The 24,593-nt window shown below is 70.2% G+C and carries 20 protein-coding genes; 10 read left to right on the plus strand and 10 right to left on the minus strand.

Annotated features, from left to right (window positions below; translation table 11 throughout):
* The 3 genes from N8I84_RS03600 to N8I84_RS03610 form a co-directional block, all read right to left on the minus strand.
* On the minus strand, positions 1-210 hold the full coding sequence (locus N8I84_RS03600) for a hypothetical protein (RefSeq protein WP_263228086.1): 210 nt from the start codon (positions 208-210) through the stop codon (positions 1-3).
* A gap of 100 nt (positions 211-310) precedes the next feature.
* Positions 311-739, minus strand: coding sequence for an organic hydroperoxide resistance protein (locus N8I84_RS03605; protein WP_263228088.1), 429 nt, complete (start codon positions 737-739; stop codon positions 311-313).
* A 311-nt stretch (positions 740-1,050) separates the two neighbouring features.
* The gene (locus N8I84_RS03610; RefSeq protein ID WP_263228090.1) at positions 1,051-2,493 is read right to left on the minus strand and encodes an aldehyde dehydrogenase; all 1,443 of its coding nucleotides are present in this window, start codon (positions 2,491-2,493) and stop codon (positions 1,051-1,053) included.
* 733 nt (positions 2,494-3,226) lie between these two features.
* Between N8I84_RS03610 and N8I84_RS03615 the strand changes: the two genes are divergently transcribed.
* Both N8I84_RS03615 and N8I84_RS03620 read left to right on the plus strand, forming a co-directional pair.
* Positions 3,227-4,303, plus strand: coding sequence for an alpha/beta fold hydrolase (locus tag N8I84_RS03615; protein ID WP_263228091.1), 1,077 nt, complete (start codon positions 3,227-3,229; stop codon positions 4,301-4,303).
* Positions 4,304-4,740: 437 nt separating this feature from the next.
* The gene (locus N8I84_RS03620; protein WP_263228092.1) at positions 4,741-5,601 is read left to right on the plus strand and encodes an alpha/beta fold hydrolase; all 861 of its coding nucleotides are present in this window, start codon (positions 4,741-4,743) and stop codon (positions 5,599-5,601) included.
* Between the two features lie 430 nt (positions 5,602-6,031).
* Here N8I84_RS03620 and N8I84_RS03625 read toward each other — a convergent pair whose 3' ends face one another.
* Entirely contained in the window at positions 6,032-7,516 is a 1,485-nt protein-coding gene (locus N8I84_RS03625) for an MDR family MFS transporter (protein WP_390898839.1), read from the minus strand.
* A 293-nt stretch (positions 7,517-7,809) separates the two neighbouring features.
* On the opposite strand from N8I84_RS03625, the gene N8I84_RS03630 reads away from it, so the two are divergent.
* Positions 7,810-8,298, plus strand: a complete 489-nt coding sequence (locus N8I84_RS03630) for a TetR/AcrR family transcriptional regulator (protein WP_263234647.1) — start codon at positions 7,810-7,812, stop codon at positions 8,296-8,298.
* Between the two features lie 543 nt (positions 8,299-8,841).
* Positions 8,842-11,586: a helix-turn-helix transcriptional regulator gene (locus tag N8I84_RS03635; protein WP_390899015.1), complete on the plus strand. Its 2,745-nt coding sequence runs from the start codon at positions 8,842-8,844 to the stop codon at positions 11,584-11,586.
* A gap of 26 nt (positions 11,587-11,612) precedes the next feature.
* Here N8I84_RS03635 and N8I84_RS03640 read toward each other — a convergent pair whose 3' ends face one another.
* A complete protein-coding gene (locus N8I84_RS03640) occupies positions 11,613-12,419 on the minus strand; it encodes an alpha/beta hydrolase (protein ID WP_263228096.1) in 807 nt (268 codons plus the stop codon).
* 377 nt (positions 12,420-12,796) lie between these two features.
* On the opposite strand from N8I84_RS03640, the gene N8I84_RS03645 reads away from it, so the two are divergent.
* The 3 genes from N8I84_RS03645 to N8I84_RS03655 all read left to right on the plus strand — a co-directional run bounded on the left by N8I84_RS03645 (position 12,797) and on the right by N8I84_RS03655 (position 15,633).
* Positions 12,797-13,480: an aggregation-promoting factor C-terminal-like domain-containing protein gene (locus N8I84_RS03645; RefSeq protein WP_263228097.1), complete on the plus strand. Its 684-nt coding sequence runs from the start codon at positions 12,797-12,799 to the stop codon at positions 13,478-13,480.
* 121 nt (positions 13,481-13,601) lie between these two features.
* Complete coding sequence (locus N8I84_RS03650) at positions 13,602-14,567, plus strand: RNA polymerase sigma factor (protein ID WP_263228099.1); 966 nt, start codon at positions 13,602-13,604, stop codon at positions 14,565-14,567.
* Between the two features lie 121 nt (positions 14,568-14,688).
* The gene (locus N8I84_RS03655) at positions 14,689-15,633 is read left to right on the plus strand and encodes an alpha/beta fold hydrolase (protein ID WP_263228100.1); all 945 of its coding nucleotides are present in this window, start codon (positions 14,689-14,691) and stop codon (positions 15,631-15,633) included.
* Between the two features lie 150 nt (positions 15,634-15,783).
* Here the strand turns inward: N8I84_RS03655 and N8I84_RS03660 are convergent, their stop codons facing one another.
* The 3 genes from N8I84_RS03660 to N8I84_RS03670 all read right to left on the minus strand — a co-directional run bounded on the left by N8I84_RS03660 (position 15,784) and on the right by N8I84_RS03670 (position 19,105).
* Complete coding sequence (locus tag N8I84_RS03660) at positions 15,784-16,332, minus strand: carbonic anhydrase (RefSeq protein WP_263228101.1); 549 nt, start codon at positions 16,330-16,332, stop codon at positions 15,784-15,786.
* 932 nt (positions 16,333-17,264) lie between these two features.
* Complete coding sequence (locus N8I84_RS03665) at positions 17,265-18,500, minus strand: MFS transporter (protein ID WP_263228103.1); 1,236 nt, start codon at positions 18,498-18,500, stop codon at positions 17,265-17,267.
* A 215-nt stretch (positions 18,501-18,715) separates the two neighbouring features.
* Positions 18,716-19,105 carry a VOC family protein gene (locus N8I84_RS03670; RefSeq protein WP_263228104.1) on the minus strand — a complete coding sequence of 130 codons (390 nt, stop codon included), beginning with the start codon at positions 19,103-19,105 and terminating at the stop codon, positions 18,716-18,718.
* Between the two features lie 89 nt (positions 19,106-19,194).
* Here N8I84_RS03670 and N8I84_RS03675 point away from each other — a divergent pair, with 89 nt between their 5' ends.
* From N8I84_RS03675 to N8I84_RS03685, 3 genes are all read left to right on the plus strand, one after another.
* Entirely contained in the window at positions 19,195-19,983 is a 789-nt protein-coding gene (locus N8I84_RS03675; RefSeq protein ID WP_263228105.1) for a TetR/AcrR family transcriptional regulator, read from the plus strand.
* A 139-nt stretch (positions 19,984-20,122) separates the two neighbouring features.
* A complete protein-coding gene (locus N8I84_RS03680) occupies positions 20,123-20,596 on the plus strand; it encodes a carboxymuconolactone decarboxylase family protein (protein ID WP_263228107.1) in 474 nt (157 codons plus the stop codon).
* 89 nt (positions 20,597-20,685) lie between these two features.
* Positions 20,686-21,609, plus strand: a complete 924-nt coding sequence (locus N8I84_RS03685) for an RNA polymerase sigma-70 factor (protein WP_263228108.1) — start codon at positions 20,686-20,688, stop codon at positions 21,607-21,609.
* Between the two features lie 55 nt (positions 21,610-21,664).
* Here N8I84_RS03685 and tpg read toward each other — a convergent pair whose 3' ends face one another.
* On the minus strand, positions 21,665-22,219 hold the full coding sequence (tpg, locus tag N8I84_RS03690; protein WP_263228110.1) for a telomere-protecting terminal protein Tpg: 555 nt from the start codon (positions 22,217-22,219) through the stop codon (positions 21,665-21,667).
* Positions 22,220-22,234: 15 nt separating this feature from the next.
* Positions 22,235-24,502 (minus strand): telomere-associated protein Tap, encoded by a 2,268-nt coding sequence (gene tap, locus N8I84_RS03695; protein WP_263228111.1) that lies wholly within the window; start codon positions 24,500-24,502, stop codon positions 22,235-22,237.
* Between the last annotated feature and the right edge of the window lie 91 nt (positions 24,503-24,593).

Consider the following 24,593-nt stretch of genomic DNA (forward strand, 5'->3'; position numbering starts at 1 on the left):
TCAGAGGAAGCTGGATGCGGGCGGACCGTATCCCAAGAGCGCCACGCTCTCCGCCCAGTTCCACACCAGCGAGCCGGTGGGCCAGGCACGCTCCTCGGAGTCTGCCGCGCCCGGAGACGGCCGCTCGCCGGGGACGGCGGCGGAGACGCTGCCGTTGGCGGGGCGCCGAAGCCCGACGTGCCTCACATGTGTGTGCGCCGTGGTCGCCATGTCCTGACCTCGCTCTTCGGTAGGTGTGTGGGTCTGGCCGAGAAGGGGGCGGGTCCCGTGCCGGGGGAAGGGGCACGGGACCCGCGGCCTGGGGGACGGGTCAGGCGGCGGCGCGGGCGTTGATGGTGACGGGGACGTTGTCACGCGTGGCCTTGGAGTACGGGCAGATCTGGTGGGCGGCCTGCGCGAGTTCCTCGGCGGTGGCCTGGTCCACACCGCCGAGGACGGGGTTGAGGACCGCGGAGAGGGAGAACTCGCCGTCGTCGCCGTGGGTGAGGGTGATCTCGGCCGTGATGGTGGTGCTGGTCAGCCGGATCTTGCGCTGGGTGGCGGCGCGACGCAGAGCGCCGAGGAAACAGGCGGCCCAGCCGGCGGCCAGGAGCTGCTCGGGGTTGGTCGCGGTGCCGGCACCGCCGAGCTCCTTGGGGAGAGCGAGGCTGGTCTCCAGCAGGCCGTCGGAGGAGCGGACGTGTCCGCCGTTCCGGCCCTCTCCGTCGACGTCCACAACAGCGGTGTAGCTGACTGCCATGACTGGTGCTCCCCATCTGGGTCAAGAGGTCTCGGGTCACCTCCCGACCGGGACACATTGCGTCGTCACCGCCTGAGGAGGTGACGCAAGCATGGCACCCCTCCTCGTCACCGGTCAAGGCAGTGACTGAAGTTCGCCTCATGCCGTGCCGGCACTCGGCCACCTTGGGGAAGCGGTGGGGCGGGAAGCCGGGGGAAGCGGTGGCGTGGGAACCGTCGGCGGGCAGCCGGAAACGCCGCGCCGGCGCCAGGTGGTCGGGCCCACCTGCCGCCGTCGGCGGATCTTTCCGTGGTCTGAGTCGTACGAACGGGTCAGACGGTGATGGTCTTGTACTCGGTGTAGGTGCCGAGGCCGACCGCGCCGTACTCGCGGCCGATGCCGCTGGCCTTGAAGCCGCCGAACGGGCCGTCGAAGGCGATTGAAGCGCCGTTGACGGTGATGGTGCCGGTACGGACGCGGCGGGCGACCGCCAGGGCGTGCTCCTCGTCGGAGGACCAGACGCCGCCGGAGAGGCCGTACTCGGAGTCGTTGGCGATGCGGACGGCGTCGTCCTCGTCGTCGTAGGCGATGACGACCAGGACCGGGCCGAAGATCTCCTCCTGCGCGATGCGCATGGAGTTGTCGACGTCGGCGAAGACGGTGGGGGTGACGTAGTTGCCCTTCTCCAGACCCTCGGGGATCTGCGGGCCGCCGGTGACCAGGCGGGCGCCCTCCTCGATGCCGAGCTGGATGTAGTTGCGGACCCGCTCCTGCTGGTCGCGGCGGATCATCGGGCCGATGAAGGTGTCCGGGTCGCCCGGGTCGCCGACCTTCAGCGACTCCACCAGCGTCTTGAGCGCGCTCACGACCTCCTCGTACCGGGTGCGCGGGGCCAGGATGCGGGTCTGGGCGATGCAGGACTCGCCGTTGTTGAGCAGGGAGCCGAACTTCACGCCCGCGACGGCCTTCTCGATGTCGGCGTCGGGCAGGATGATCGCGGCGGACTTTCCGCCCAGCTCCAGGCTGACGCGCTTGAGCTGTTCGCCGGCGATCGAGGCGATGCGGCGGCCGGCCAGGGTCGAGCCGGTGAAGGCGATCTTGTCGATCTCCTTGTGCTTCACCAGGTACTCGCTGGTCTCCCGGTCCGCGGGCAGGACGCTGATCACGCCCTCGGGCAGGTCCAGCTGTTCGAGTAGTTCGGCCAGGAAGCCCATGCTCAGCGAGTTCTCCGGCGACACCTTGAGGACCACGGAGTTGCCGGCGACCAGGGCCGGGATGATCTTCGAAGTGGCCGAGGAGAACGGCGAGTTCCACGGGATCACCGCGGCGACGACGCCGACCGCCTCGCGGCGCACCACGCTGCGCACCGGGGAGGCGGGGTCGGAGGGGGTGAGGGTCTCCTCCCAGGCGAACTCCTCCGCCGCCTTCAGATAGGCGTTCGCCTGCCGGGTCAGGCCGGGCTGTCCGGCTCGGGTGAACCAGCCGGCCGAGCCGTTCTCCAGCGAGATCAGGTGCGCGATCTTCTCCGCGTTCTCCTCGCGCAGTGCGTTGAACCGCCGCAGGACCGCGATCCGCTCCGCCGGCGGGGTCAGACGCCACTCACCAGCCTCGAAGGCCGCCCGCGCGGCGGCGACAGCGCGGTCGATGTCCGCCGGCTGCGCCTGCGCGGCACGGCCGACCACCGACTGGTCGTGCGGAGAGGCGATGTCCAGCAGCTTCGGGGTGCTCGGCTCCACCCAGGAACCACCGATGAAAAGCCGGTCGTAGGTGATCATGTGCTTTCTCTCTTCCGGTGCTGCCGATGTCGGACCTCTCGGCCAACTGTCACTTCAATGTAGCACTTCTCTTCATTAGCTGCACATAAGCGTGGTGGCAACCGTTTGATCATTCTCGTCGGCGGTGCGGAGGACGAGAGCAGACACACCTGAGCCCCGGACAGGCCGCCGACGTGGTGGTCGACACGTTTCTGCACGGCGTCGGAGCGCACTGAGAGGAACCGCTGATCACACCCGCCGACCAAGCGACGGCACACTCCACGCTTGGTTTCGTCGGTACCGTCGGGGGCCCGGGTCGCCCGTCCTCCCAGGTCGCCGCCTCAGTCGAATGACCCAAGCCCCCAGAGACCGGAGCCGAGGGAAGGAGGTGGACTCCGACGGCGGCGGGGTTGCCCGCTGTCCCCACCTGCGACGCCGCGCATCAGGCCCATGCGTCGCAGTCACCGGTTGCCTTTGTCCGCGTCGTACCGTCACATGACTGATGTGTCCGCTTTCACCACCGACGAGAGTATGCGCGTCGACCCGGGTGTGGCGTCGGCCGACCCCGCGGAAGAAACAGTCCCGAACCTGCCATCCAGCGCACCGGAACGAGCATCCGTCACCTCTTTGACAGGTGACGGAGCATGTGCGAGGGTCATCGCGCCAAGGCGCCGCGATGATCTCGATCCGCCGGTGTGAGCGGGAGGTCCCGGGCGTGAACCGGTCACCGGAAACGCACGACGGAGGGTTTTACATGATCAACAGGCGTACATTCAGCAAGGCCGTCGGCCTGGGCACCGGCGCGGCCGCGGTCTCGCTGTCCGGCCTGCAGACCAACGCGTCCGCCGCCACCGGCGCGACCGCCTCCCCCCAGCCGAGCGGCACACCCACTCCCACCGTGCCCACCATCACTCCCGGCACCCACACCGGTTTCCGCACTCTCAAGCAGGTCAAGGCGGGTGTCCTCGACATCGGTTACGCCGAGGCCGGACCCTCCCACGGCCCGGTCGTCATCTGCCTGCACGGCTGGCCGTACGACATCCACAGCTACGTCGACGTCGCGCCGCTCCTCGCGGACCTGGGCTACCGCGTCATCGTTCCCTATCTGCGCGGCCACGGCAGCACCCGTTTCCTGTCCCGGCACACCCCGCGCAACGCCGAGCAGTCCGCGATCGCTCTCGACATCATCGCGCTGATGGACGCCCTCAAGATAGAGAAGGCCGTGCTCGCCGGCTTCGACTGGGGCTCGCGCACCGCCGACATCATCGCCGCGCTGTGGCCCGACCGCGTCAAGTCCCTGGTCTCCACCACCGGCTACGTGATCACCAACGTCAAGGCGCAGCTGACGCCCGCCGCCCCGGCCGTCGAGCACAACTGGTGGTACCAGTGGTACTTCGCCACCGATCGCGGCAAGCAGGCCATGGAGAACGAGGAGCAGCGCATCGCCCTGTGCCGCTACGTGTGGACCCTCGTCTCCCCCAACTGGAACTTCGACGACGCCACCTTCCAGCGCACCGCCCAGGCCTTCAAGAACCCCGACTACGCCGCCATCGTCCTCTACAACTACCGCTGGCGCATCGGCCTCATCGAGGGCGAACGCCGCTACGACCGCTACGAGAAGCAGCTCGCGGCCCAGCCCTCCATCCACGTCCCCACCATCACCCTCGACCCCGCCCTCGACCCCTTCACCCCGCCCGGCGACGGCACCTCCTACCGCAAGCACTTCACCGGGCCCTACGAGCACCGCACCATCGCGAACATCGGCCACAACCTGCCGCAGGAAGCACCCACCACCTTCGCCCAGGCCGTCGTCGACGCCGACCACCTCTGAACCCCCGCGTCCGCCACCGGCGCGGCAACCGACACACCGCGTCGGTCACTCCCAGGAGGAGTCCCAGATGAGCGAAGTCCTTGGCGGCGCACGCGCGGTCCGGCGCGGTGAGGTCCGCGCACGTCGCGGTGGAAGCGGCGTACGGCCGGTCGAAGCGCGCCGTGCCGCCGGACCGGATGTGACATGAGTACGCCGGGATTCGGACTCGCGGCCGGAAAGAGCACCTCTCTTTCCGGCCGCGCCGGTGTTCATGTCCGTGTGTCTCCGCGCGGACCCCAGCCACACAGCGGCCGATGAATCCATCGATAGTCACCGCCTTGACAGGTGACTGATGGTGTGACAGATTCGTCACCAGTCAAGACGGTGACGACGTCGACGAAGCCGGCCCGTCCATCGTCGGAATACCTGAAACCGGAAACTGCCCGAAAGGGGTTGTCGTGGTGAGCATCAAGGGTGGACGCAAGCGAGTGGTGACGGGTGTGGTCTCGGCGCTCACGGCGGGTCTCGCGCTCGGCGCGTTCGCCCTCAGCGGCACCGCCAACGGCGCGACCAAGACCCCCGAGGCCGCCGGAGCCGGCAGACACGCCAAGCCGACCATCGTCCTGGAACACGGCGCCTTCGCCGACGGCTCGAGCTGGAACGGTGTCATCGCCGACCTGCGCGCCGATGGCTACCCCGTGGTCGCCGCCGCCAACCCCCTGCGCGGCCCCGCCTCCGACGCCGCGGCCCTGCGTACCGTCCTCGACCACATCAAGGGCCCCAAGATCCTGGTCGGCCACTCCTACGGCGGCAACGTCATCAGCGAGGCCGCCGCCAACGACCCCCAGGTCAAGGCCCTCGTCTACGTCGCCGCCTTCCTCCCCGCCCCCGGAGAGAGCGCCCTGGAGCTCACCAACAAGTACCCGGGCTCCACCCTCCCCGCCGCCCTCGACCCGGTCACCTACAAGCAGGCCGACGGCACCACCGCCACCGACCTGTACATCCAGCAGGACAAGTTCCACCTCCAGTTCGCCGCCGACGTCCCCGCCGCCCAGGCCGCCCTCATGGCCGCCGAACAGCGCCCCATCGCCCAGGCCGCCCTGGAGGAGAAGGCCACCACCGCCGCCTGGAAGACCAGGCCGAGCTGGGACATCGTCACGACCGAAGACCTCAACATCCCCCCCGCCGCCCAGCGTTACATGGCCAAGCGGGCCCACGCTCACACGACCGAGGTGGCTGCCTCCCACTCCGTGGCCGTCTCCCACCCCCACCTCGTCGCCGACGTCATCGAGCGGGCTGCCCGCACCACCGTCCGCTGACACACCTCGAAGGGCGGCGGGGCTCAATGTCCCGCCGCCCTCGGGCCACGCCCGGACATCACGGCACACCCACGGGTGTGCCGTTCGGCATTTCTCACACGTGTGCCGGTCGCGGAAACTGGACGCCAGTATCGGCGCCGGTGTGCAGCTGTACCAGGCCTGGCTGCTCACCGCGGTCGCGGATGCACCCAGGTGGTGACCGAGAACGTGGTCCGCGGTCCCGCCGCCAAGTCCTCCCTGAGCGCCTTGTCCCCCTGCGGGCGCAGCGCTTGAACGCCCTGTGGCTCGCCCAGCTCAAGAGGCTCTCGGAGAGCGACCCCGCGGACGGCGGCGCGCAGCCGGGTCCACGCGAGGCCGGCGGGCGTCCGCAAACGCCGCCGGCCGGCGCCCGGTGAGGGCGTCGGCCGGTCGAGGGCGCGTTGTCCGGTGGTCAGGCGGCCGGGACAGGTTCCTTGGTGGCGGGGGCGGGGGTGGTGCCACCGGCCTTGTCGTCGGTCTTCCGAGCCGGCTTGAGGAAGAGGGCGAGGAGGACGCCGACGGCGAGGGTGGGGGCGATCCAGAGGTAGCCGGTGGCCGTCGCGTGGGCGAAGGCGTCCAGTGCGGTGTCTCGCAGGGCGGCGGGCAGATGGCTGATGGTGTCGGGGCGGGTGGAGTCGAAGCCTCCGGCGGTCGGCAGGCCGCGGGTGCGGTCGGCGAAGCCGGTGTTGAGGAGGGTGCCGAAGACGGCGACTCCGAAGGCCGCACCGATGGAGCGGGCGAAGGTGACCACGGCGCTGGCGGCGCCGAGGTCGGCGGCGGGCACGCTGTTCTGGACGGTGGTCAGCACGACCATGGGCACCATGCCGATGCCGACACCGGTGATCAGGAAGTAGGCGCTCAGCACGAGGGTGTCGGTGGCCGCACCGATGCTGCCCAGCAGGAGCAGCCCGGCGAGGTTGGCGAGCAGGCCCCCCAGGAGGATCACCCGCAGCCGGTCAACGTGTGCGGCCCAGCGTCCGGCCAGGGACTGGCTGACGACCAGGCCGGCGACCAGCGGCAGCATGTGGATGCCGGACAGGGTGGCCGAGACTCCGTGGACGATCTGGAGGTAGGTCGGCAGGTAGACCAGCACGGCGAACATCGCGGCGTTGGCGAAGAACCCGATCAGCGAGGAGAAGACCACGGTACGGGAGCCGAGCATGGCCGGCGGTAGGACCGGGGCGGCGGCGCGGCGCTCGACCGGCACCAGCAGCACGGCGAGCAGAGCGGTGGCGACGATCAGGCCGACGATGGCCGGCGAGCCCCAGCCCCAGCGCTCGCCGAATGACGTGATCAGGACCAGTCCGGTGGCGATGGCGGCCAGGATGGTGGCGCCGAGGTAGTCGATGCGGGCCCCCGCGCCCCGGGTGGCGGCGGGCAGCGCACGGGCGGCGACGGCAAGGGCGACGAGGCCGACGGGCAGGTTGATCAGGAAAGCCCACCGCCAGGACAGCTGGTCGGTGAAGACGCCGCCCAACAGGGGGCCGACGATGCTGGCGACGCCGTAGACCGAACCGAACATGCCCTGGTAGCGGCCGCGTTCGCTCGGGGCGACGATGTCACCGACGAGGGCGAAGGTCAGCACGATCATGCCGCCGCCGCCCATGCCCTGCAGTACGCGGGCGCCGATCAGCTCGGGCAGGTTCTGTGCCAGGCCGCAGGCCACCGAGGCGATCAGGAAGATCGAGGTCGAGACCAGGTACAGCCGCTTGCGGCCGAACATGTCGCCGAGCTTGCCCCACAGTGGTGTCACCGCCGTGGATGAGAGCAGATACGCGGCGCTGACCCACGCGATGTCGTCGAACCCGCGCAGGTCCTGCGCTATGCGGGGCAACGCGGTGGAGACGATCGTCTGGTCCAGGGCCGCGAGTAGGACGGCGAGGATCAGCGCGCTCATGGCGGCGGCCACACCACCCGCCCTGGGTGATGGGGAGTTGTATGCCTTCGACATCGAGACTTGCCTTCCGTAAGTGGTGCACATGGACGGTGTGCCGACCGCCGCTGGACGATTAGACCCATCCGCCTGGCAGTACCGGAACTATTTGTCACTTCACTGTAGCACTTATTGGGTGGGGTTCTACTCAGGAGAGGCATTAGGGGTCTGAGGCTTCACATTCCGCCACTACACTCGGTGCGGTGAGAGCCGACGCAGCACGCAACCTGGAAGCCGTCCTGACCACCGGAGCACGCATGCTCGCCGCCGACCCGGGCGCCAGCATCGCCAGCATCGCCGCCGAAGCGGGCGTGGACCGGCGCACCGTCTACCGCCGCTTCGCCTCCCGCGAGGAACTCCTCGCGGCCATCTACGAATCCCGCCTCACGGCCATCGAGCACGCCATCGAGGACGCACGACTGCGCGAGGCACCCGTCGCCGTCGCCCTGCACCGCTACGTCGAGAACATCATCGCCGTCAACCGCACGTGGCCCGTCGACCTCAGCCGCATGCTCGCCGACGACAGCGTCCACGCGCGCCGCGACAGGTCGGTCCGCGAGGTCGACGCCTTCCTCGAACGCGCCACCGACGAGGGCCTCCTGCGCCCCGGTCTCCCGGAGGGATGGGTGAGCGCGCTGCTGCCCCAGCTCATGCACCTTGTGTCCCGGCAACTGCCGGAACTGAGCCCCGCACAGGCAGCGGACGTCGTCGTGGACACCCTGCTGCACGGCCTCGGGGCGTCCTGACGATCGGCAGGGGCCTCGGCGATCAACGAGCTCTCGGGGCGCAGATCGGCGAAGACGCGGCCCACGAGGTTGTCCGGCGGAATGCCGAGGAGCCGTCCGGCCGCCTCGTTCACCAGCGGTGCGCCTGCCGGCCTCCGCCTGCCAGGTATCCGTACACATGTGAACCAGAGATACATATGACAGTAGCTCACATGTGACGGCAGCTACGACAGGGCTCGTCACCGCGGTACGCGCGGGCCCCGCCGGGGGCGTCCGGCCGGCTGTTTCCGACTTCATACTGGTCGGTGCGCCGGACCGACGGCTCGTGACCCGCGGTCGAAGGCACACCCCGGCATAGGACGGCCACATGTCCGGCAAGAAACATTTCGGCCATATCAAGTGACGTCAAGCCCACGAGGCATTTAGTCTTCGTCCCAGGTGGGCGGAAAAGGCGGCGGGCACCTCATGGGTGTCGCGGTCCGTATGCAAGGGCGCGACGGCGCGCGGACCGGAGTGGTTCGGCGGGGGAGGGAGTGGGGGACAGTGGAGTCGATCATCGGGACCATGGTCGGCCGGGAAAGGGAGCAGGAGACGCTGTCGGCGTTCGTGGCGGCCTCCGGAGGCCGGGCTCTCGTCCTACGGGGTGACACAGGTGTGGGCAAGAGCGCTCTGCTGGACCACGTGGCCGAACTCGCAACGGGTGAGCAGCACAGAGTGATCCGGGCGGCCGGGGTCGAGGCCGAGTCGGAGCTGCCGTTCGCGGGCCTGCACCAGTTCCTGTATCCGCTGCTGTCCTACCTGGACCGGCTGGACGAGGTGCACCGAAGGGTCTTCGACGTCGTGTTCGCCAGGAGCGAGGGGACTCCCCCGTCGGTCATGACCCTCGGCATCGCCGTCCTCGACCTGCTGTCGCTCGCGGCGTCGCAGAAGCCCCTCCTGCTCGTGCTGGACGACGGTCAGTGGCTCGACGCCTCGAGCACCGAGGTCTGCGGCTTCGTGGGACGCCGCCTCACCGGCAGCTCGGTGAAGCTGATAGTCGGTCTGCGCGCCGCCGTGCGCTCGGGTTTCGACACCGCCGCGCTGCCCGAACTGCCCGTGACCACGCTGTCGGAGAAGGCCTCCGAGCAGCTCCTGGACATGCGCTATCCAGGGCTGGACCCTCAGATCCGCCGTCTGGTGCTGGACGAGGCCCAGGGAAATCCGCTGGCCCTGCTGGAACTGCCGCCCCATGTGCGGGGCGGCCGGGCGGGACGCGATCCCGAGCAATTGCCCGGGTACACCGGCATCCCGCTGCCGCAGCGGCTCCAGCACGTGTACGGTGCACGCATCGAGACCCTCGACGACGCTGTGCGCGCGGAGTTGCTGCGCGGCGCCCTGGACGGCGTCGGGGCCGGCACCGCGCCCGGCCGCCCGGGGGGCACGCGCTACCGCATGCTGGACGCCGACGAGGCTGCGGCCTGCGGCCTGCTGGGCATCGATCCGCTCAACGGGGACTTCGTCTTCCGGCATCCCCTGGTGCGGTCGACGGTCGTCCAGATGGCGACACCCAACGAGCGGCGCGCGGCCCACGCCGTCCTCGCCCAAGTACACCGCGAGGACCTGGAACGGCGCGCAATGCACCTGGCGGCCTCGACGGTTGACCCCGACGAGCAGGTCGCGGCCGTACTGGAAGCAGCCGCGGACTCCGCCACCCGGCGCGGTGGCGCCGTTGCCGCCGTGGCCTGGCTGACCCGTGCCGCGGAGCTGAGCGAGAGCCACGAGGAGCGGTCCAGGCGGTTCGGCAGCGCGGCGTTCATCGCCGGGCACGCCGGCCAGCTGGACCGGGCCCAGCGGTTGGTCGGCTCCGACACCGCATTCGGGCAGGGCCACTCTCCGGCGTCGGTGGTCGCATCGGCCTACGTCGCGCTGTACGAGGACGGGGACGTACGGTCCTCGCAGCGTCAGGTGCTGGGGGCGATCGAGAGCATGCGCGCCGCCGGCGTACGGGAGCCGGACGAGATGCTCACGCGACTGGTCAACCTGCTTCTGGCCATCAACCAGTACGCGAGCGACGAGACATCGTGGGTACGGACTCACGAGCTCTTCGGCTCCCTGGGCGACCTCGTGCCGTTCATGTCACGCATTTACCAGGACGCCTGGGGCGACGTGGTGCGGCGCGGCGCCGGTGTGGGTGAGCGGGTGGAGCGCGCCTTCGCCGGCCTCCGCGACCTCGAACCTTGGGACGTCACCCGCCTGTGCACCACCGCCTACCACGTGGACACCCTCAGCCAGTACCGGCCCCATCTACAGCGCACCGTGGACCGCGAGGTCGAGACGGGAGCTGCGTCCGTCGGCATGACCATGCTGCACCTGATCATGCTCGACCAGATGGCGGTCGGTGAGTGGGACGAGGCCGAGCGCACAGGACAACGCTGCCTGGAACTGACCACGTCTCATCGGAATGCGCTGTTCGCTCATCACACGCGTGCGTATCTGGGGTTGCTGGCCGCTATGCGCGGTCAGGTGGAGCGCGCCCGCGAACTCCAGGCCGCCGTCGACGCCTGGGCCCGTCCCCGTGGCGTCGGCTTCCTCACCCAGATCGCCGACGCCATCGGCACCACCGCCGCCCTCAGCGAAGGCGACTACGAAGCCGCCTACCTCCACGCCATCGGCATCACACCCCCCGGCACCTTCACCCCCTACGCCCACCAGGCCTCCCGCACCCTCCTCGACCTCGTCGAAGCAGCCCTGCACACCGGCCGCGCCGAACAAGCCCGCGCTCACGCCCTCGCCGCGCAAGAAGCCGACCTCCCCGAGATCTCCCCCCGGCTCGCCTTGATCACCTACGGCGCCCTCGCCATGACCGCCACCGATCCCGCCGAAGCCGACGCCATGTACGACCGCGCCGAAAACCACCCGGCCGCCGCCGTCTTCCCCTTCGAGCACGCCCGCATCCGCCTCGCCCACGGCATCCGCCTGCGCCACACCCAAGGACGCAAAGCCGCACGGCTGTCCCTGACCCTGGCCACGGAGACATTCGAACGGCTCGGCGCACCCACCTGGAGCGAGCGCGCCCGGGCCGAGCTCCGTGCCACCGGGGCGGCCACCCTCGCCTCCTCCGCGCACATCGCGGCGCTGACCTGGCAGGAACGTCGGATCGCGGATCTCGCCGCCGGCGGCCTGACCAACAAGGAGATCGGTGAACGCATGCACCTGTCGCCGCGCACGGTCAGCTCCCACCTCTACCGCGTCTTCCCCAAACTCGGCATCACCTCCCGCGCCGCGCTGCGCGACGCACTGGGCAAGATCCCCGGCGAGCAGAGCGTGTGACCGCAGCATGACCGGAAGGTGTGTGTTCACCCTTCCGCGGGTTGGCCGCGGATCCCGCGTTCGTCGAGCCAGCCGAGCACGTAGTCGGCGACGAAACGCCATCCGTTGTCGATGACCAGCGAGTGGGCGCGGTCCGCGAACTGCTTCAGGTCGGTCACGGCCGTGGAGTCGCCGTACTGCTTGTAGACCGCGCGCGTGACGGAGTCCGGCACCAGTCGGTCCTCCTGCCCGGAGATCAGCAGGAGCGGGCCACGACGCACGTTGGCGATGTCCGCCACGGCGCGCGGGCTGCGGTCCGCGTCGGCGCATCCGAGGTCGGTGAGCAGGCGGCGCGGTGCCGGCACCACATAGCGCTCGAAGAGCCGGTCGGACTCCTCCGCTGCGACGGCGTTGGCGAAGACCTCGTGGAACTGCTCCGGGGACAGGGACACCAGCCGGTCGGCGGTGTCCGCCTGGTCGGGGGTCCACAAGCGGGTCCATGGGGCGGGCAGCGGGACGCCGTTGACCGGGGTGGGTGCGATCGCCACCGCTGCTCGGCCCACGTTCGCACCGATGAGATGCTGCGCGATGAGCCCACCGACCGAATGACCGACGATAACCGGCGAAACGTCGAACGACCGCACGATGTCGGCGTAGTGGTCCGTCAGCGCGTCCAGTCCGATGCCGCCGAGCGTCTCGGGCGACTTGCGTACCTCCCGGGCGATGGCGGCCTCCCCCGGCCATCCCGGTGTGACGACGAGGAACCCCCGGCTGGCGAAGCGCTCAGCCCACGACTCCCAGGAACGCGCATGGACCCATGCGCCATGGATGAAGACGACGGGAGTACGGTTCACGACTGGCTCCTCCGAGCATGACGACCACCCGGCACCGGCACGCGGGCGACTGTTCCAGAATCGTCGAGGCACGGGCCGGGGACGACAGTCGAATGACTTAATGTCGGCCGCCCGCAGCGCACTGGGGCGCATTGGCTTCCTACCGCCCGACATGGCTCCAAGTGGACTGGGACGCCGCCGCAGCACATCTGCTGCAAGGCCCAGGGCCCAGGCGGAATGATCGCGAGTCTTCTCCCCCCGGTGCGCTCGCCCCCGGTGCTCTCTCCGTTGCGTCGACCGCTCCGGCACGGCAGAGTGTTCCAACTGCCGGAACCGGCAAGGGAGATACCCTCACACCGTCACGTCATGACGTCACGGACGTACCGGAAGGGAAGCGCGTGAGTCGGATATCGGTCCGGGGAGTCGCGGTGGCCTCGGCCACGGCGGTCACCGCTGTCGGAAGCGTCGTCGGAGTCGCCTCGGCCGACACCCAGCAGTCGAACGACGCCGAGGCGACATCGGCCGACACCACGCTCCTCGCGGACATACCCGCGGGCCTGCAGGCGCAGGTGCAGTCCGCGTCGCTGACGCAGCAGGCCGACGCCCAGGCCGTCGCCGCGGACGCGAGCGCCAAGAAGGGCGCCGAGGAGGCGGCCCGCAAGGCGGCCGCCCAGACCGCCGTCGCGAAGAAGGCGGCGGCCCAGGAGGCCGAGGAGCGCGCCGAGGCGAAGGCCGCGGCCAACCGCGACAGCGCCCGCGACGCCTCCAGCTTCCCGGTGCGGAGCAGCTACACGTTCGCGCAGATTCAGGCGATGGCGCGTCAGATGGTGGCCACGGACCAGTTCCAGTGCTTCAGCAACATCGTGGACCACGAGTCCGGCTGGAACTACCACGCGGTCAACGCCTCCTCCGGTGCCTACGGTCTCTTCCAGGCCCTGCCCGCCGGCAAGTACGCCTCGGCCGGTGCCGACTGGCAGACCAACCCGGCCACCCAGATCAAGTGGGGCCTGAACTACATGAACACCAGCTACGGCAGCCCCTGCCAGGCCTGGTCCTTCTGGCAGGCCAACCACTGGTACTGAGACCCTCGGGCCCGGATCGGCGACCGGCGGTCAAGTCCGCACATGTCCCGCTCGCACGGACACACTTCGAGCCGGGGCGTAGGGTCGAACGAAACATGTGTCGGGGCCCGAGGGACGAAGTATGAACGGAATGCCGCAGGACGCCGGTCCGGTTCAGGACGCGGTCCTGACGCGGGCCGCGCAGGCGGGCGATGTGTCGGCGCTGGCCCAGCTGCTGGAGCGGCACCGGCCCGGGATGCGCGCGGTGGCGGTCAGCCTGCTCGGGCCGGGTGCGGACGTCGACGACGTCATGCAGGACGCGGCGCTGGTGGCGCTGCGGCGGATCGTGGACATCCGCGATCCCGAGTCCGTGGGACCGTGGCTGCGCATGGTCGTCCGCAACAGCTGCCGTACTCTGCTGCGCGCCTCCCGGCGCGTCGAACCGGTGCCGGAGGTTCCGCTGCCGCCGGACGGCGGCACGCCCGAGCAGGTCCTGCAGAGCCACGCACTGCGGGACTGGGTCTGGGAGGCCGTAGAGGCGTTGACACCTACCCTCCGCCTGCCGGTCGTCCTGCGCTACTTCTCCACCGGGATCACCTCCTACCAGCAGATAGCCGAAGCCTGCGCGATCCCCGTCGGTACGGTGCGCAGCCGGCTGAACCAGGCCCGCACCGCTCTGGCACAGGCCCTCAGCGCCACCGCGACCACGGCGCACGAGGACGCGTTGCGCCGTACGGAGGCCAGTTGGCGGGAAGCCCGTGACACGCTCGCGGCCGCCGAGCGCGGCGAGTTCGGCAAGGTGGTCAGGGACCGCTACTCCCCCGGGGTCTCACTGCTGGCCGGGGGTGAGCGGCTCGGTGGCGCCGATCTGCTCCTGGCGGGCATGGACGGCGACCTCTCGGTGGGCGTACGTCAGCGCCCCCTGCATGTGACGGCCGGTCGCTCCCTGGTCGTCTGGGAGATGGAACTCATCAACCCGCCGGACGATCCGGACCACTGCCCGCCCGGGGTCGCCTGGATAATGACGCTGGACGGCGGTCGCTTCGACCGGGTCTCCCTGTATCACGCGGCACGTCAACAGGCCGTGCCCGCGCCTGCCGTGGCCTGAGGCTCACGCCTCTCCCCGACCGCCCGGCATCGTGACCCGGATCACACACCGGCGGTCGAACTTCCCAGCCCCCGCAGCGTCGTGTCGGTGTCACAGACACCTGCACACCACGGAGGTTGCGATGAACGGCAGTCACATCTCATGCGTCGGCGGCTCGGCGTCCGGCACCCACCCCCTCTCCCCCGGCACCCACTCCTTCCGGCTGGCGGGACTGGTCCAGCGCTACCAGGTCCACGGCAGCGGCCCGGTGTGCGTCGCCCACCCCGGCGGACCGGGCATCGACTGGGAGTACATGCGCATGCCCGTCCTCGAGGAGCGCCTGACGATGGTGTACGTCGAGCCCATCGGCACCACCGAGGACAGCCGTCTGCCCTCGCACCCGCATGGGTACACCCGGGAGCGGTACAGCAGGTTCCTGGAGATCCTGATCAACCGGCTCGGTGTGCCGAAGGTGCACCTGCTGGGCCATTCGCACGGTGCGTTCGTGGCCGCCCACCACGCCCTGCGGCGCCCCGAACGCCTCGCGGGCGTCGTGCTGTACGAGGGCGCGCCCGTCACCGGGGCCGAGCACGGCGCGGAGGCTGCGCGCCTGGTGGAGGCGTTCGCCGCGCGGCACGCCGGCCATCCGGGGCTTCCCGACGTACTGGCCGCTTTCGGTGCGATGTCCGGGATGTCCACCGACGAACAGACCACGGCGGTCGCCCGGGGCGTGCTGCCCTCTTACTTCGCCGACTACTGGGGCAACGAGGAACGGCTGGCCCCGTTCCGGGACGCGGTACGAGCCACGTACATCTCGGGGCTGGACGAGGACGGCAGGCCCGACCTCATCGACGATCGCGCCGCGCTCAAGGGACTGACGGTACCGGCTCTGGTCGTCGTCGGCCGGCACGACGTGATCTGCGGAATGCGGTGGGGGCTGGAACTGGACGAGCTGATTCCCGACTCACGACTGCTGGTGCTGGAGAACAGCGGCCACATGGGGCACATCGAGGAGCCCGAACTGTTCGCCGGCGCGGTCCGCGACTTCGTCCTCGGGACCAGCGCCGAGCCGGACGGCGCCGTCTAGGGCGGCGCGGCGGTTGTCACGGGTGCCGGTCCGGTCCCTTCCGGCGGGCACCTGTGGCGACGCCCGAGAGGCTCTCGGCCTGGTTGGCCGGTTTCCCCCCGCCGACCGCCCTGTCTCAGGCTTCGAGATCACGGTTCTCCTCGCGCCGGTTCAGGAGGGCGCGCCGGTCAGGACTTGTACCTTGCCGGTGTCCAGTGAGTAGTAGGCACCGACGACCGCCAGGGAGCCCTTGCGCACCAGCGGGGCGAGGTCCTGGTTGGAGCGAAGGGCGGTAGCGGTCAACCTGACCTGGGCTCGTGCCATCGTCTCGACCGGGTCGGCACCGCCCTCCCTCACCGCCTGCTCGTACGCCGGCCGCAGGGCTTTGACGATCGCCTGGAGGTTGCCGGGCAGAGGTTTTCCGTCACGCATGGACTGGTACGCCGCTTTGACGGCACCGCAGCGTTGATGACCGAGGACGACGATGAGCGGCGTGCCACCCGTCATGGGTCCGTACTCGACAGAACCGGTGACCACCGGGTCGGCCGCCTGCCCGCCCGTGCGCATCACGTAGAGATCACCCAGACCGGTGTCGAAGAGAAGTTCAGGCGGCACTCGGGAGTCGATGCACGACAGAACCGCCCCGAAGGGCGCCTGTTCCTGAGCCACGAACTGACGCCGGTCCGGATCCCGGTCGGGATGCTGAAGCTTTCCACTCACCCAGCGTCCGTTGCCGTCCATCAGCCTCGCGAACGCGGTGGCGGGCGTGGTCGGCCGCGCTCCGGGCGAAGCACTGCTCCCCGCCGTGCCGGCGCTCGTCGACGAACACCCCGCAAGCGCGACCGTGGCGCCCACGAGTGAGCCGGTGAGCAGAGCTCTACGGTTCGGACGCCCTGCTGTGCCCATCGGTCGTTCCCCTCTGTGCCGCTGGAACCCGTGCCTGCCTGCAGACCAGGCCGATTGTTCAGCGTGGTGGGGGTGGCGTGGCGGCAGGCACGCGCGGGCGCGGACTTCTTTGCCCCCGACGGCCCACGGGTGAGACCGGCGATGGCCGGCTTGCGGTCACGGTCGATTTCGGCGGCGAGGGGTGTGGGGGCTGGAGTCGCCCTTCGAACGCGACCAGCACCCGCAGAAGCGCGTGGGGGCGTCGGCGAAGGCCGCCTCGCCGCCATGGCCGGCCGGAAGGCCACCTGCGCGGCGGAGACCCGACGTATTGTCGTCAAAGAGGCCGGCAAGGCCCTCGGATCAGAGTCAGCCAAGCCCGCTTCCGAATGATGCACTGCCTCCTGGACCGTTGACGCCGGCAGACGCCCGCATATGCGGCGGCTGCTGGTGGTGAGCGCCTGAGCGGCGCCCGGTGAAGACACCAGGTACTTGGCCCCCGCGTGGCCCGCCGTCCCGGGACCGGCGGGCCGGCGCTTCGAAAGGCGCCGTCGCGGGGTAACCGGAACATACGCCTCCGCTCGCCGAAACGGAAGCCCTCTCGGGCGCTCGCTTATGCGTTCGATCAGAAGAAGACCGTGTCGCCCGGCGACGCGGGAGGGCCGGCGGGAGGCCGACGCCGCACGGGCGCCCGGCACTCCGCTCGCGACCCTTGGCCGCGAGGGCCACAAGGCCCGGCGGCTACGCAGGTCGGCCACAACGCGCCGTGGTCACGAGCCGGGCGTTCGGCTGCGGTCATCTTCTCGGCGCAGTGCCGCCGGTCTCGTGCCTGGAATCGACCTGGCTCGGCTCGCGGCGACGACCATGACGATGACGGAGGTCAGGACGATGGCGGCGCCGACGTAGAGCGGTGCGGTGTAGCCGAGGCCCGCTGTGATCGCCAGGCCTCCGGCCCAGGCGCCGAGGGCGTTGCCGATATTGGACGCGGACACGTTGGCGCTGGCGGCGAGTGCCGCGCCCTGCGCGAAGTCGGTAACCCGAGTGATCATGCCGGGCACGCCGGCGAACCCGAACACTCCCATGAGGAAGACCAGAATCACTGACGCCGTGGCGCTGTCGGCCAGTAGACCGAACGCGGCCAGGGTGACGGTGAGGCCGACCAACGCGAAGATCAGCGCGCGGTCACGGTCATGGTCGGCAGCGCGCCCGCCGATCAGGTTCCCGACGACCAGGCCGACGCCGTACACCATGAGCAACCAGGCGACGCCCGCGGGAGCGAAGCCGCTGACCTCGGTGAACGTGTAGGCGATGTAACTGAAGGCGCCGAACATCCCGCCGTAGCTGAGCGCGGTGGCCGCCAGAGTCAGCCAGACCTGCCCGGATCGGAACGCGCCGACCTGGGCCCGCAGGCCGCTGAGAGGTTCTTCATGGCACGTCACCGACGGCGGCGGCGCCTGGCCCGCCCAACCGGGGACGAGGGCGACGATTCCCGCCAGCGCCAGCAGGCCGATTGCGGTGACCGCCCAGAAGGCCGCCCGCCAGCCCCAGCGCTCACCGACGAGTGCGCCGAACGGTACGCCCAGCACGTTCGCGACCGTCAGCCCGGAGAACATGACGGCCACCGCACGGGACTTCCTCTCCGGCGCCACCAGACTGCGGGCGACCAGCGAGCCGATACCGAAGAACGAACCGTGGCACAACGCCGCGACGATCCGCCCGAGCAACATCACGGGATAGCTCGGCGCGATCGCGGACAGCAGATTGCCGATGACGAACAAGACCACCAGGCCGACCAGGACCTGCTTCCGGGGCAGGCGTGCCGTCGCCGCCGTCAGCGCGATCGCGCCGACGGCGACGCTCAACGCGTACCCGGAGATCAGCCATCCCGCCGCCGCCTCGGACACCGCGAAACTCGACGCCACTTGAGGCAGCAGCCCTGCGATCAGAAACTCGGTCAGACCGATTCCGAACCCGCCGACCGCCAGCGCGATGAGTCCAGTTGGCATCCGTCCCTCTCCGGTCGCGGGCCCAACACGTTCCTATGCTCCCACCAGGAACATCCCGGCGCCGCCGAAATCCACCGACACCCGGATATCGCCCGCCCACCTTTCAAGGTCGCTGCTTCGCTATGACTCCGCTGACCGCGGACCTCGTGGAGGCGCCTGAACAAGCCGTCTCCACGAGGTGCGACCGACCCTGTGACGGTCGGTCACCCGCCGTCTCAGTGGCCGGTGGTTGCGTTCCAGTCGACCAACTGGACGATCACGCCGTTGGGGTCCCGTACCTGGAAAGCGCGCTCGCCCCACTCTTCCTCGGTCAGCGGCATGGTGATCGTGACACCTTCGGCGTGCAGGCGCGCCAGCTCGCCCTCGAGGTCGTCGACGACGAAGGCGAGGATGAGTCCGGCGGCGTGCTCGTCGCGCTGGTCCGCCGGGAGCGTCTGAAGCCCCCGCCGCAGGAAGACGACGTTCACGCCGACGTCGTCGCGCGTCAGGGACGCGAACCCGTCGGCGGCCATCTCCTCGCGGAACCCGAAGTGCGTGCGGAGGAAGGCACTGGAGGCCTGGACATCGTCGACGTTGAGCGACACGGCACTGGAAGTGACCTTCACAGGGGCTCCTCTGATGTCGGTTCATTCTCTTTCTCTGTACGAGGTACAATGTACAGAGTACAGAGATCCGGTGCGAGAAGATTGGACTCGTGCCTACCGACCGAACCAGCGCCGGCGACCCGGCCCGTACCCTGCAACTGCTGTGGCGTGAGGCCGCCCCCGACCGCGGCCGCGGGCCACGGCGCGGGCTGAGCATCGACGCGGTGGTCGAGGCGGCCACCGCCATCGCCGACGCCGACGGCCTCGACGCGGTGACCATGCGCCGCGTCGCCCAGGAACTCGGCGTGGTGCCGATGACGCTCTACACCTACGTCCCCGGCAAAGCCGAGCTGCTCGACCTCATGCTCGACGCCGCCTACGCCCGCATGCCCCGCACGGACACAGCCGGACAGCCCTGGCGCCGACGCGTCACCGCCATCGCCGACGAGAACAAGGCACTGTTCGAACGCCACCCCTGGGCCGCGGCCGTCTCCACCTCCAGGCCTCCGCTGGGACCGGGACTGATGCAGAAGTACGAGCACGAGCTGACCGCATTCGAAGGCCTCGGCCTGAGCGACATCGACATGGACGACTGCCTCACCTACCTGCTCACCTTCGTTCAGGCATCCGCCCGCGCCGCCGCCGACGCCCGGGCCGCCCAGCACGACAGTGCGATGAACGACGAACAGTGGTGGCAGGTCAACGCCCCACTCCTGGCCCGGGTCCTCGACCCGGACACCTACCCGACCGCCGTCCGCGTCGGCACGGCGGCAGGCGCGGCACACGGCACCGCCTACGACCCCGACCACGCCTACGCCTTCGGACTGCGACGCACCCTCGACGCCTTCGCCGCCCTCATCGACCAGAGCCGCGACCCGAGCGCACCCACCTCGACGTGAAGACGTCAAGCCGGTGCCGGGTCAGTGCGCCGCGCCCTGGAGGCGACGGGGAGACGCACGTCACATCCGTCCATGTCACAGGGAGTCCGGCCACCCCGTCTCGGGGGTGTAGCCACCGACGACCACGGAGGAGCACAGCATGGACGCGCGACTGAACTACTTCGCCGACCCGACCGCCGGCAAGGCCCTCAAGCACCTCATGACGGCAGGCAAGACGATCAAGGACTCGCGGCTGCCCGCCGCGACGCAGGAACTCGTCGCACTGCGCGTGAGCCAGATCAACGGCTGCGCCGTCTGCATCGACATGCACACCAAGGAGGCAGCCGCTGCCGGCCAGGCCTCGGTGCGGCTGAACCTGGTGGCGGCCTGGCGGGAGGCCACGGTCTTCAGCGAGGCCGAGCGTGCCGCGCTGGAGCTGGCGGAGCAGGCTACCCGGATCGCGGATGCGGCCGTCGGGGTCACCGACGAGGTGTGGGCGTGTGCCGCCGAGCACTACGACGAGGAGCAGCTGACCGCCCTGGTGGTCCTGGTCTCCTTCATGAACATGGTGAACCGGCTGAACGTCATCACCCGGCAGCCGGCCGGCAACTACGAACCCGGACAGTTCCACTGAACGTCACGGGTACGGACGAGGGTACGGAAGAAGCCCCCTGTGCCGGCCAGTTCGGCCAGGTGGGCGGGGATGAGAGGGAAGGAGTCGGCGTGGGCAAGGTCGGGGACTTCGAGGAGCTGCGCCCGCTGCTGTTCTCGATCGCCTACCGGATTCTGGGCAGCGTGAGTGAGGCCGAGGATGCGGTGCAGGAGACGTGGCTGCGCTTCGACGCCTCGGTGACCCGGCCCACGTCGACCAAGGCTTTTCTCTCTGCCGCGGTGACACGGATCTCGATCGATGTGCTGCGTTCTGCGCGGGTGCGACGCGAGGAGTACGTCGGACCGTGGTTTCCGGAGCCGTTGTTGAGCGATCCTTATCAGGACCCGGCGCGGTCGGTCGAACTGGCCGACTCGGTATCCATGGCGGCGCTGCTGTTGCTGGAGCGGCTCAGTCCGTTGGAGCGGGCCGTCTTCTTGCTGCGTCAGGTGTTCGCCTTCGGGTTCGACGACATCGCCGCGGCGGTGGGACGTTCGGAGGCGGCCTGCCGGCAGCTCCTGGTGCGGGCGCGGCGGCACATGGAGGCCGGGCGGCCGCGGTTCGCAGCGGACCGTCAGGAGCGGCAGGAGCTGGCGACGCGGTTCTTCGACGCCCTGAAGCACGGCGATGTGGGCGGGCTGCGGAATCTGCTGGCCGCCGACGTGCAGTTGGAGGGGGACGGCGGCGGCAAGGCCCCGCAACTGGCCAAGGCCGTCATCGGCGCGGACAACGTGGCCCGGGTGCTGGGCAGCGTCTTCCCCTGGCTGACCCGGATCGCCGTGACGTTCGAGCCGCACGAGATCAACGGCCAGCCCGGCGCGATCTTCCGCGACCGCGACGGCAGGATCCTGCACACCTTGGTCCTCGAGGTGCTCGGCGGGCAGATTCAGGCCATCCGCGTGGTGATCAATCCCGACAAGCTCGGCCACCTCGGGCCGGTCGCCGATGCCTGGGCCATCGACCGGGAGGTGAAGCAGGCCCGTAGGCAGTCAGACTGACTCCGGGTGTGGTGCGGGGCTCAGGCACCAGCAGGGCTCCGTCGTCGGAGTGCGCCTACAGGTCGAACTCCACGTGCTCCACGTCGGTGAACTGCACCTCCAGGCCCTGGGCGCGGCGGCCGCGGTCACGGAAGTAGATCTCGCCCAAGCCCTCGGCTGCGATGTCGCGCAACTGCTGTTCGGTGGCCCCCTGTTCCTGGGCATCGAAGAGACGGGCCGCGAACTCGGGGGGCAGTGCCACCGTCAGGTGACGCTGCCGCGGATCGTCGGTCGTGCCCGGGGCGGCGGTGTAGCCGAAGCGGGCGCGGGTGTCGATGACGATGCCGGTCGTGCTGGCCGCCTGCTTCTTGGCCCGGGCGCGGACCTGCGGCTGCCAGCGTCTGCGGACTTCGCGCTCGAGCCGCTCGGCGAGATCCGGTCTCGGCTTCCTGAGCTGGTCCTTGACGTAGCGTTCGACGGTGCGCTGGGTGATGCCGAGCAGCTCGGCCACCGGCCTGGTGCCCTTGAGCTGCTTGACGAGGTACCGCATCCGGGCGCCGGCGCCCTGGGGGATCGGGCGGGTGAACGCCTTCTGCAGGACCTCTTCGAGGCCGTCCCCGACCGTGTCCATCGGTCAGCCCCTTTCTCACTCTCCGCCGTCGGTGGCGGTGATGTGGCCGTCCTTGATGTACCGGGCGAGGTTGAGGTCCTGGCCGTGCCTCTCGCGCACCTCTTCGGCCCACAGGGTGGTCTGGGTGCCCTCGTGCTTGACCATCCCCGGCAGGACGCCGAGCCGGAAACTGCCGGGCACGGTCCTGCCACCCTGGTGGGGCAGCACGTCCAGCGGGCTCGGTCCGTCGGCGGCGTAGACGGCGCAGTCCGACAGGATCGCCACAGGGTACCGTCCGGTGGCCGCGGCGAGGGCGAGCATCTTTCGGTGCATGTTGACACGGGCCCGGGAGATGACGGCGGCGCGGATGTCTGGGCGCCAGGTCGGCCGGGACAGTGCCGGCCACGGCCGGCCGGGGCGCCATCCGCCGCCGCGCGGTCGCTCCCTCAGTTTGCCGATGCCGCCCTTGACGGTCGCCTTGATCGCGGACAGGACGACTGTCATCTCCGCGTCGCGCTGCTTGTAGCCCTCCATCGCCGTCAGGAACTCCTCCGGCGTCAGCCCCTCCGGCACGCCGAGGTCGGCCATGGTGGCCACGTACGCGTCGCGGAGCCGCTTGTACCAACTGTCCAGGTAGCGGCCGCTCGTGGGCCGGACGTATGCCTCGAGGGGTGCGACGTCGTAGCCCAGTTCGACCGCATAGGCCACGGTCGGCGTCGCGTACCAGGCCGGTCCCTCGGGCCGGTCTCCCCTGGGGGTGAACGGGCTGGGCAGCAGGTCCCCGTCGAGGTGCTTCCACTCCTTGGCGACCAGCACGTGGGACAGGTCGACGTGGGAGAGGTCGACCAGCCAGGAGCCGGGCAGCTTCGGGTCGAACGTCGGGTGCTCGACGTGGACCGGTTCGCAGGCGAGGCCGACGAGCGCTCCGTTGGCGGCCGCGCCGAAGGCGAGGTTGACGTCGATGCCGACCACGTAGCGCTTCAGGCACTCGTCATCCGTGAGCGGCCGGGCCCAGTCGTACGCCTCCTCCAGCAGCATCTCGGCCGGGCCCCGCTGGTGGAACCGTGGCAGGTCGGCGAGGAGGGGGTGCCCGTCCGGCGCCTCGCACGGCGCGCAGTCCACCGCATGGCTGCCCAGTGAGCCGGGGTTGTGCTCGCTGTGACGGCGACCGTCGGCGTCCGGCTCGCTCGCCCTCGTGGGCGGGTGCAGAGCCGTCATCAGCTCAAGGCCCGTCACCGCGGTGGAGCCGCGCGGGGTCATCACCCGCTGCGCATAGGCGCCCAGGAGCCGGGCGAGCTCCGCCGGCGGTAGCTGCGCCGCGCCGTCCCAGTGGCGTGTGTCGAGGGCGTCCCAGGACGGGATGCACAGCTGCACGCACTGGCGCCTGCCACCCTCGGCCGGGCGGTAGATCCGCGCCCACGGCCCGAACCCGCGCTTGGTCAACTGCCAGTCGGCCCGCTGCAGTTGCTTGACGACCTTGTGGGAGTCGGGGATCCGGCCCGCGAGGCGCTCGTCCTGGGCGAGCCGGCCCGGCAGCCCGTAGCGCTCGCAGGCGGACTCGGTGAGCACGAGCAGCGGGTCCGCGTCCTTGCCCGAGCCGTTGAGGCGCGGGGCGCCGAGCCTGGCTTCGGTCAGGGTCCACTCGACCAGGGAGGGGAAGGACTTGGCGGGCACGTCGAGGACAAGGCCGCCGACGCAGTATGCGAGGACCTGGCCGTCCCGGTCGGCGTCGACGACGGCGAGCGGCCCGTTCTCGAATCGCGGATCGGCCTCGGTCGATGTGGGCCCGGTCGCAGCGGTCTTCCGCGGGGCGGCCTTCTGCGGGGCGGCCTTCTTCCCAACCGGCCGCGTCATCGACGGCCTTGTGGTGGCCGCCGGACGGGACTCCGCTACGGGGGTGGGGGGCGGCGCGGGGTTCTCGGGGGCCGTCATGGCCGCAGCGTCCGGCGCCGGCCTGGTGGACCAAGTCCGTTCCTCTGTCGGTGCGGCCCCCGAGGGCGCAGGCACGGTCGCGGACGTTTCACCGGCCGGCGTGGCGGCTGCGGTGGCGGGGTCGCCGGAGTTGGCGGGGTAGAGCCCCGCGAGCTTCTTCAGCAGGTGCGCGTAGGCCTCGCGCTCAGGCGGCCTCGGTTCGGTCTTCCCGTTCTCCCAGCCGCTCACCGTAGCGCGCCGTACCTTCAACGCGCCGGCGATCTGGTCCAGCGTCAGCCCGTGCGCCTGGCGCAGCCGCTTGCGTTCCGCCGGCGGCGGCAGCGGCGACGCGGACGCGATCAACGCCTCGACCGCCTCGAACAACTCCGACATGGAAGACCTCCGGCCCCCTACCCTAGCTCAGGTAAACGTACGGATCGCGTACGATCAGCGCACATTTCGCGCACGCACCACTGAAAATGAC

The organism is Streptomyces cynarae, from assembly GCF_025642135.1.
Classification (GTDB): domain Bacteria; phylum Actinomycetota; class Actinomycetes; order Streptomycetales; family Streptomycetaceae; genus Streptomyces; species Streptomyces cynarae.

Coding starts and splice junctions, on each gene's coding strand:
- tap (WP_263228111.1), bottom strand. CDS start 24,502: ATGTCGGAGTTGTTCGAGGCGGTCGAGGCGTTGATCGCGTCCGCGTCG.
- tpg (WP_263228110.1), bottom strand. CDS start 22,219: ATGGACACGGTCGGGGACGGCCTCGAAGAGGTCCTGCAGAAGGCGTTC.
- N8I84_RS03655 (WP_263228100.1), top strand. CDS start 14,689: ATGAACGGCAGTCACATCTCATGCGTCGGCGGCTCGGCGTCCGGCACC.
- N8I84_RS03605 (WP_263228088.1), bottom strand. CDS start 739: ATGGCAGTCAGCTACACCGCTGTTGTGGACGTCGACGGAGAGGGCCGG.
- N8I84_RS03625 (WP_390898839.1), bottom strand. CDS start 7,516: ATGAGCGCGCTGATCCTCGCCGTCCTACTCGCGGCCCTGGACCAGACG.
- N8I84_RS03680 (WP_263228107.1), top strand. CDS start 20,123: ATGGACGCGCGACTGAACTACTTCGCCGACCCGACCGCCGGCAAGGCC.
- N8I84_RS03630 (WP_263234647.1), top strand. CDS start 7,810: ATGCTCGCCGCCGACCCGGGCGCCAGCATCGCCAGCATCGCCGCCGAA.
- N8I84_RS03600 (WP_263228086.1), bottom strand. CDS start 210: ATGGCGACCACGGCGCACACACATGTGAGGCACGTCGGGCTTCGGCGC.
- N8I84_RS03650 (WP_263228099.1), top strand. CDS start 13,602: ATGAACGGAATGCCGCAGGACGCCGGTCCGGTTCAGGACGCGGTCCTG.
- N8I84_RS03615 (WP_263228091.1), top strand. CDS start 3,227: ATGATCAACAGGCGTACATTCAGCAAGGCCGTCGGCCTGGGCACCGGC.
- N8I84_RS03665 (WP_263228103.1), bottom strand. CDS start 18,500: ATGCCAACTGGACTCATCGCGCTGGCGGTCGGCGGGTTCGGAATCGGT.
- N8I84_RS03610 (WP_263228090.1), bottom strand. CDS start 2,493: ATGATCACCTACGACCGGCTTTTCATCGGTGGTTCCTGGGTGGAGCCG.
- N8I84_RS03635 (WP_390899015.1), top strand. CDS start 8,842: ATGGTCGGCCGGGAAAGGGAGCAGGAGACGCTGTCGGCGTTCGTGGCG.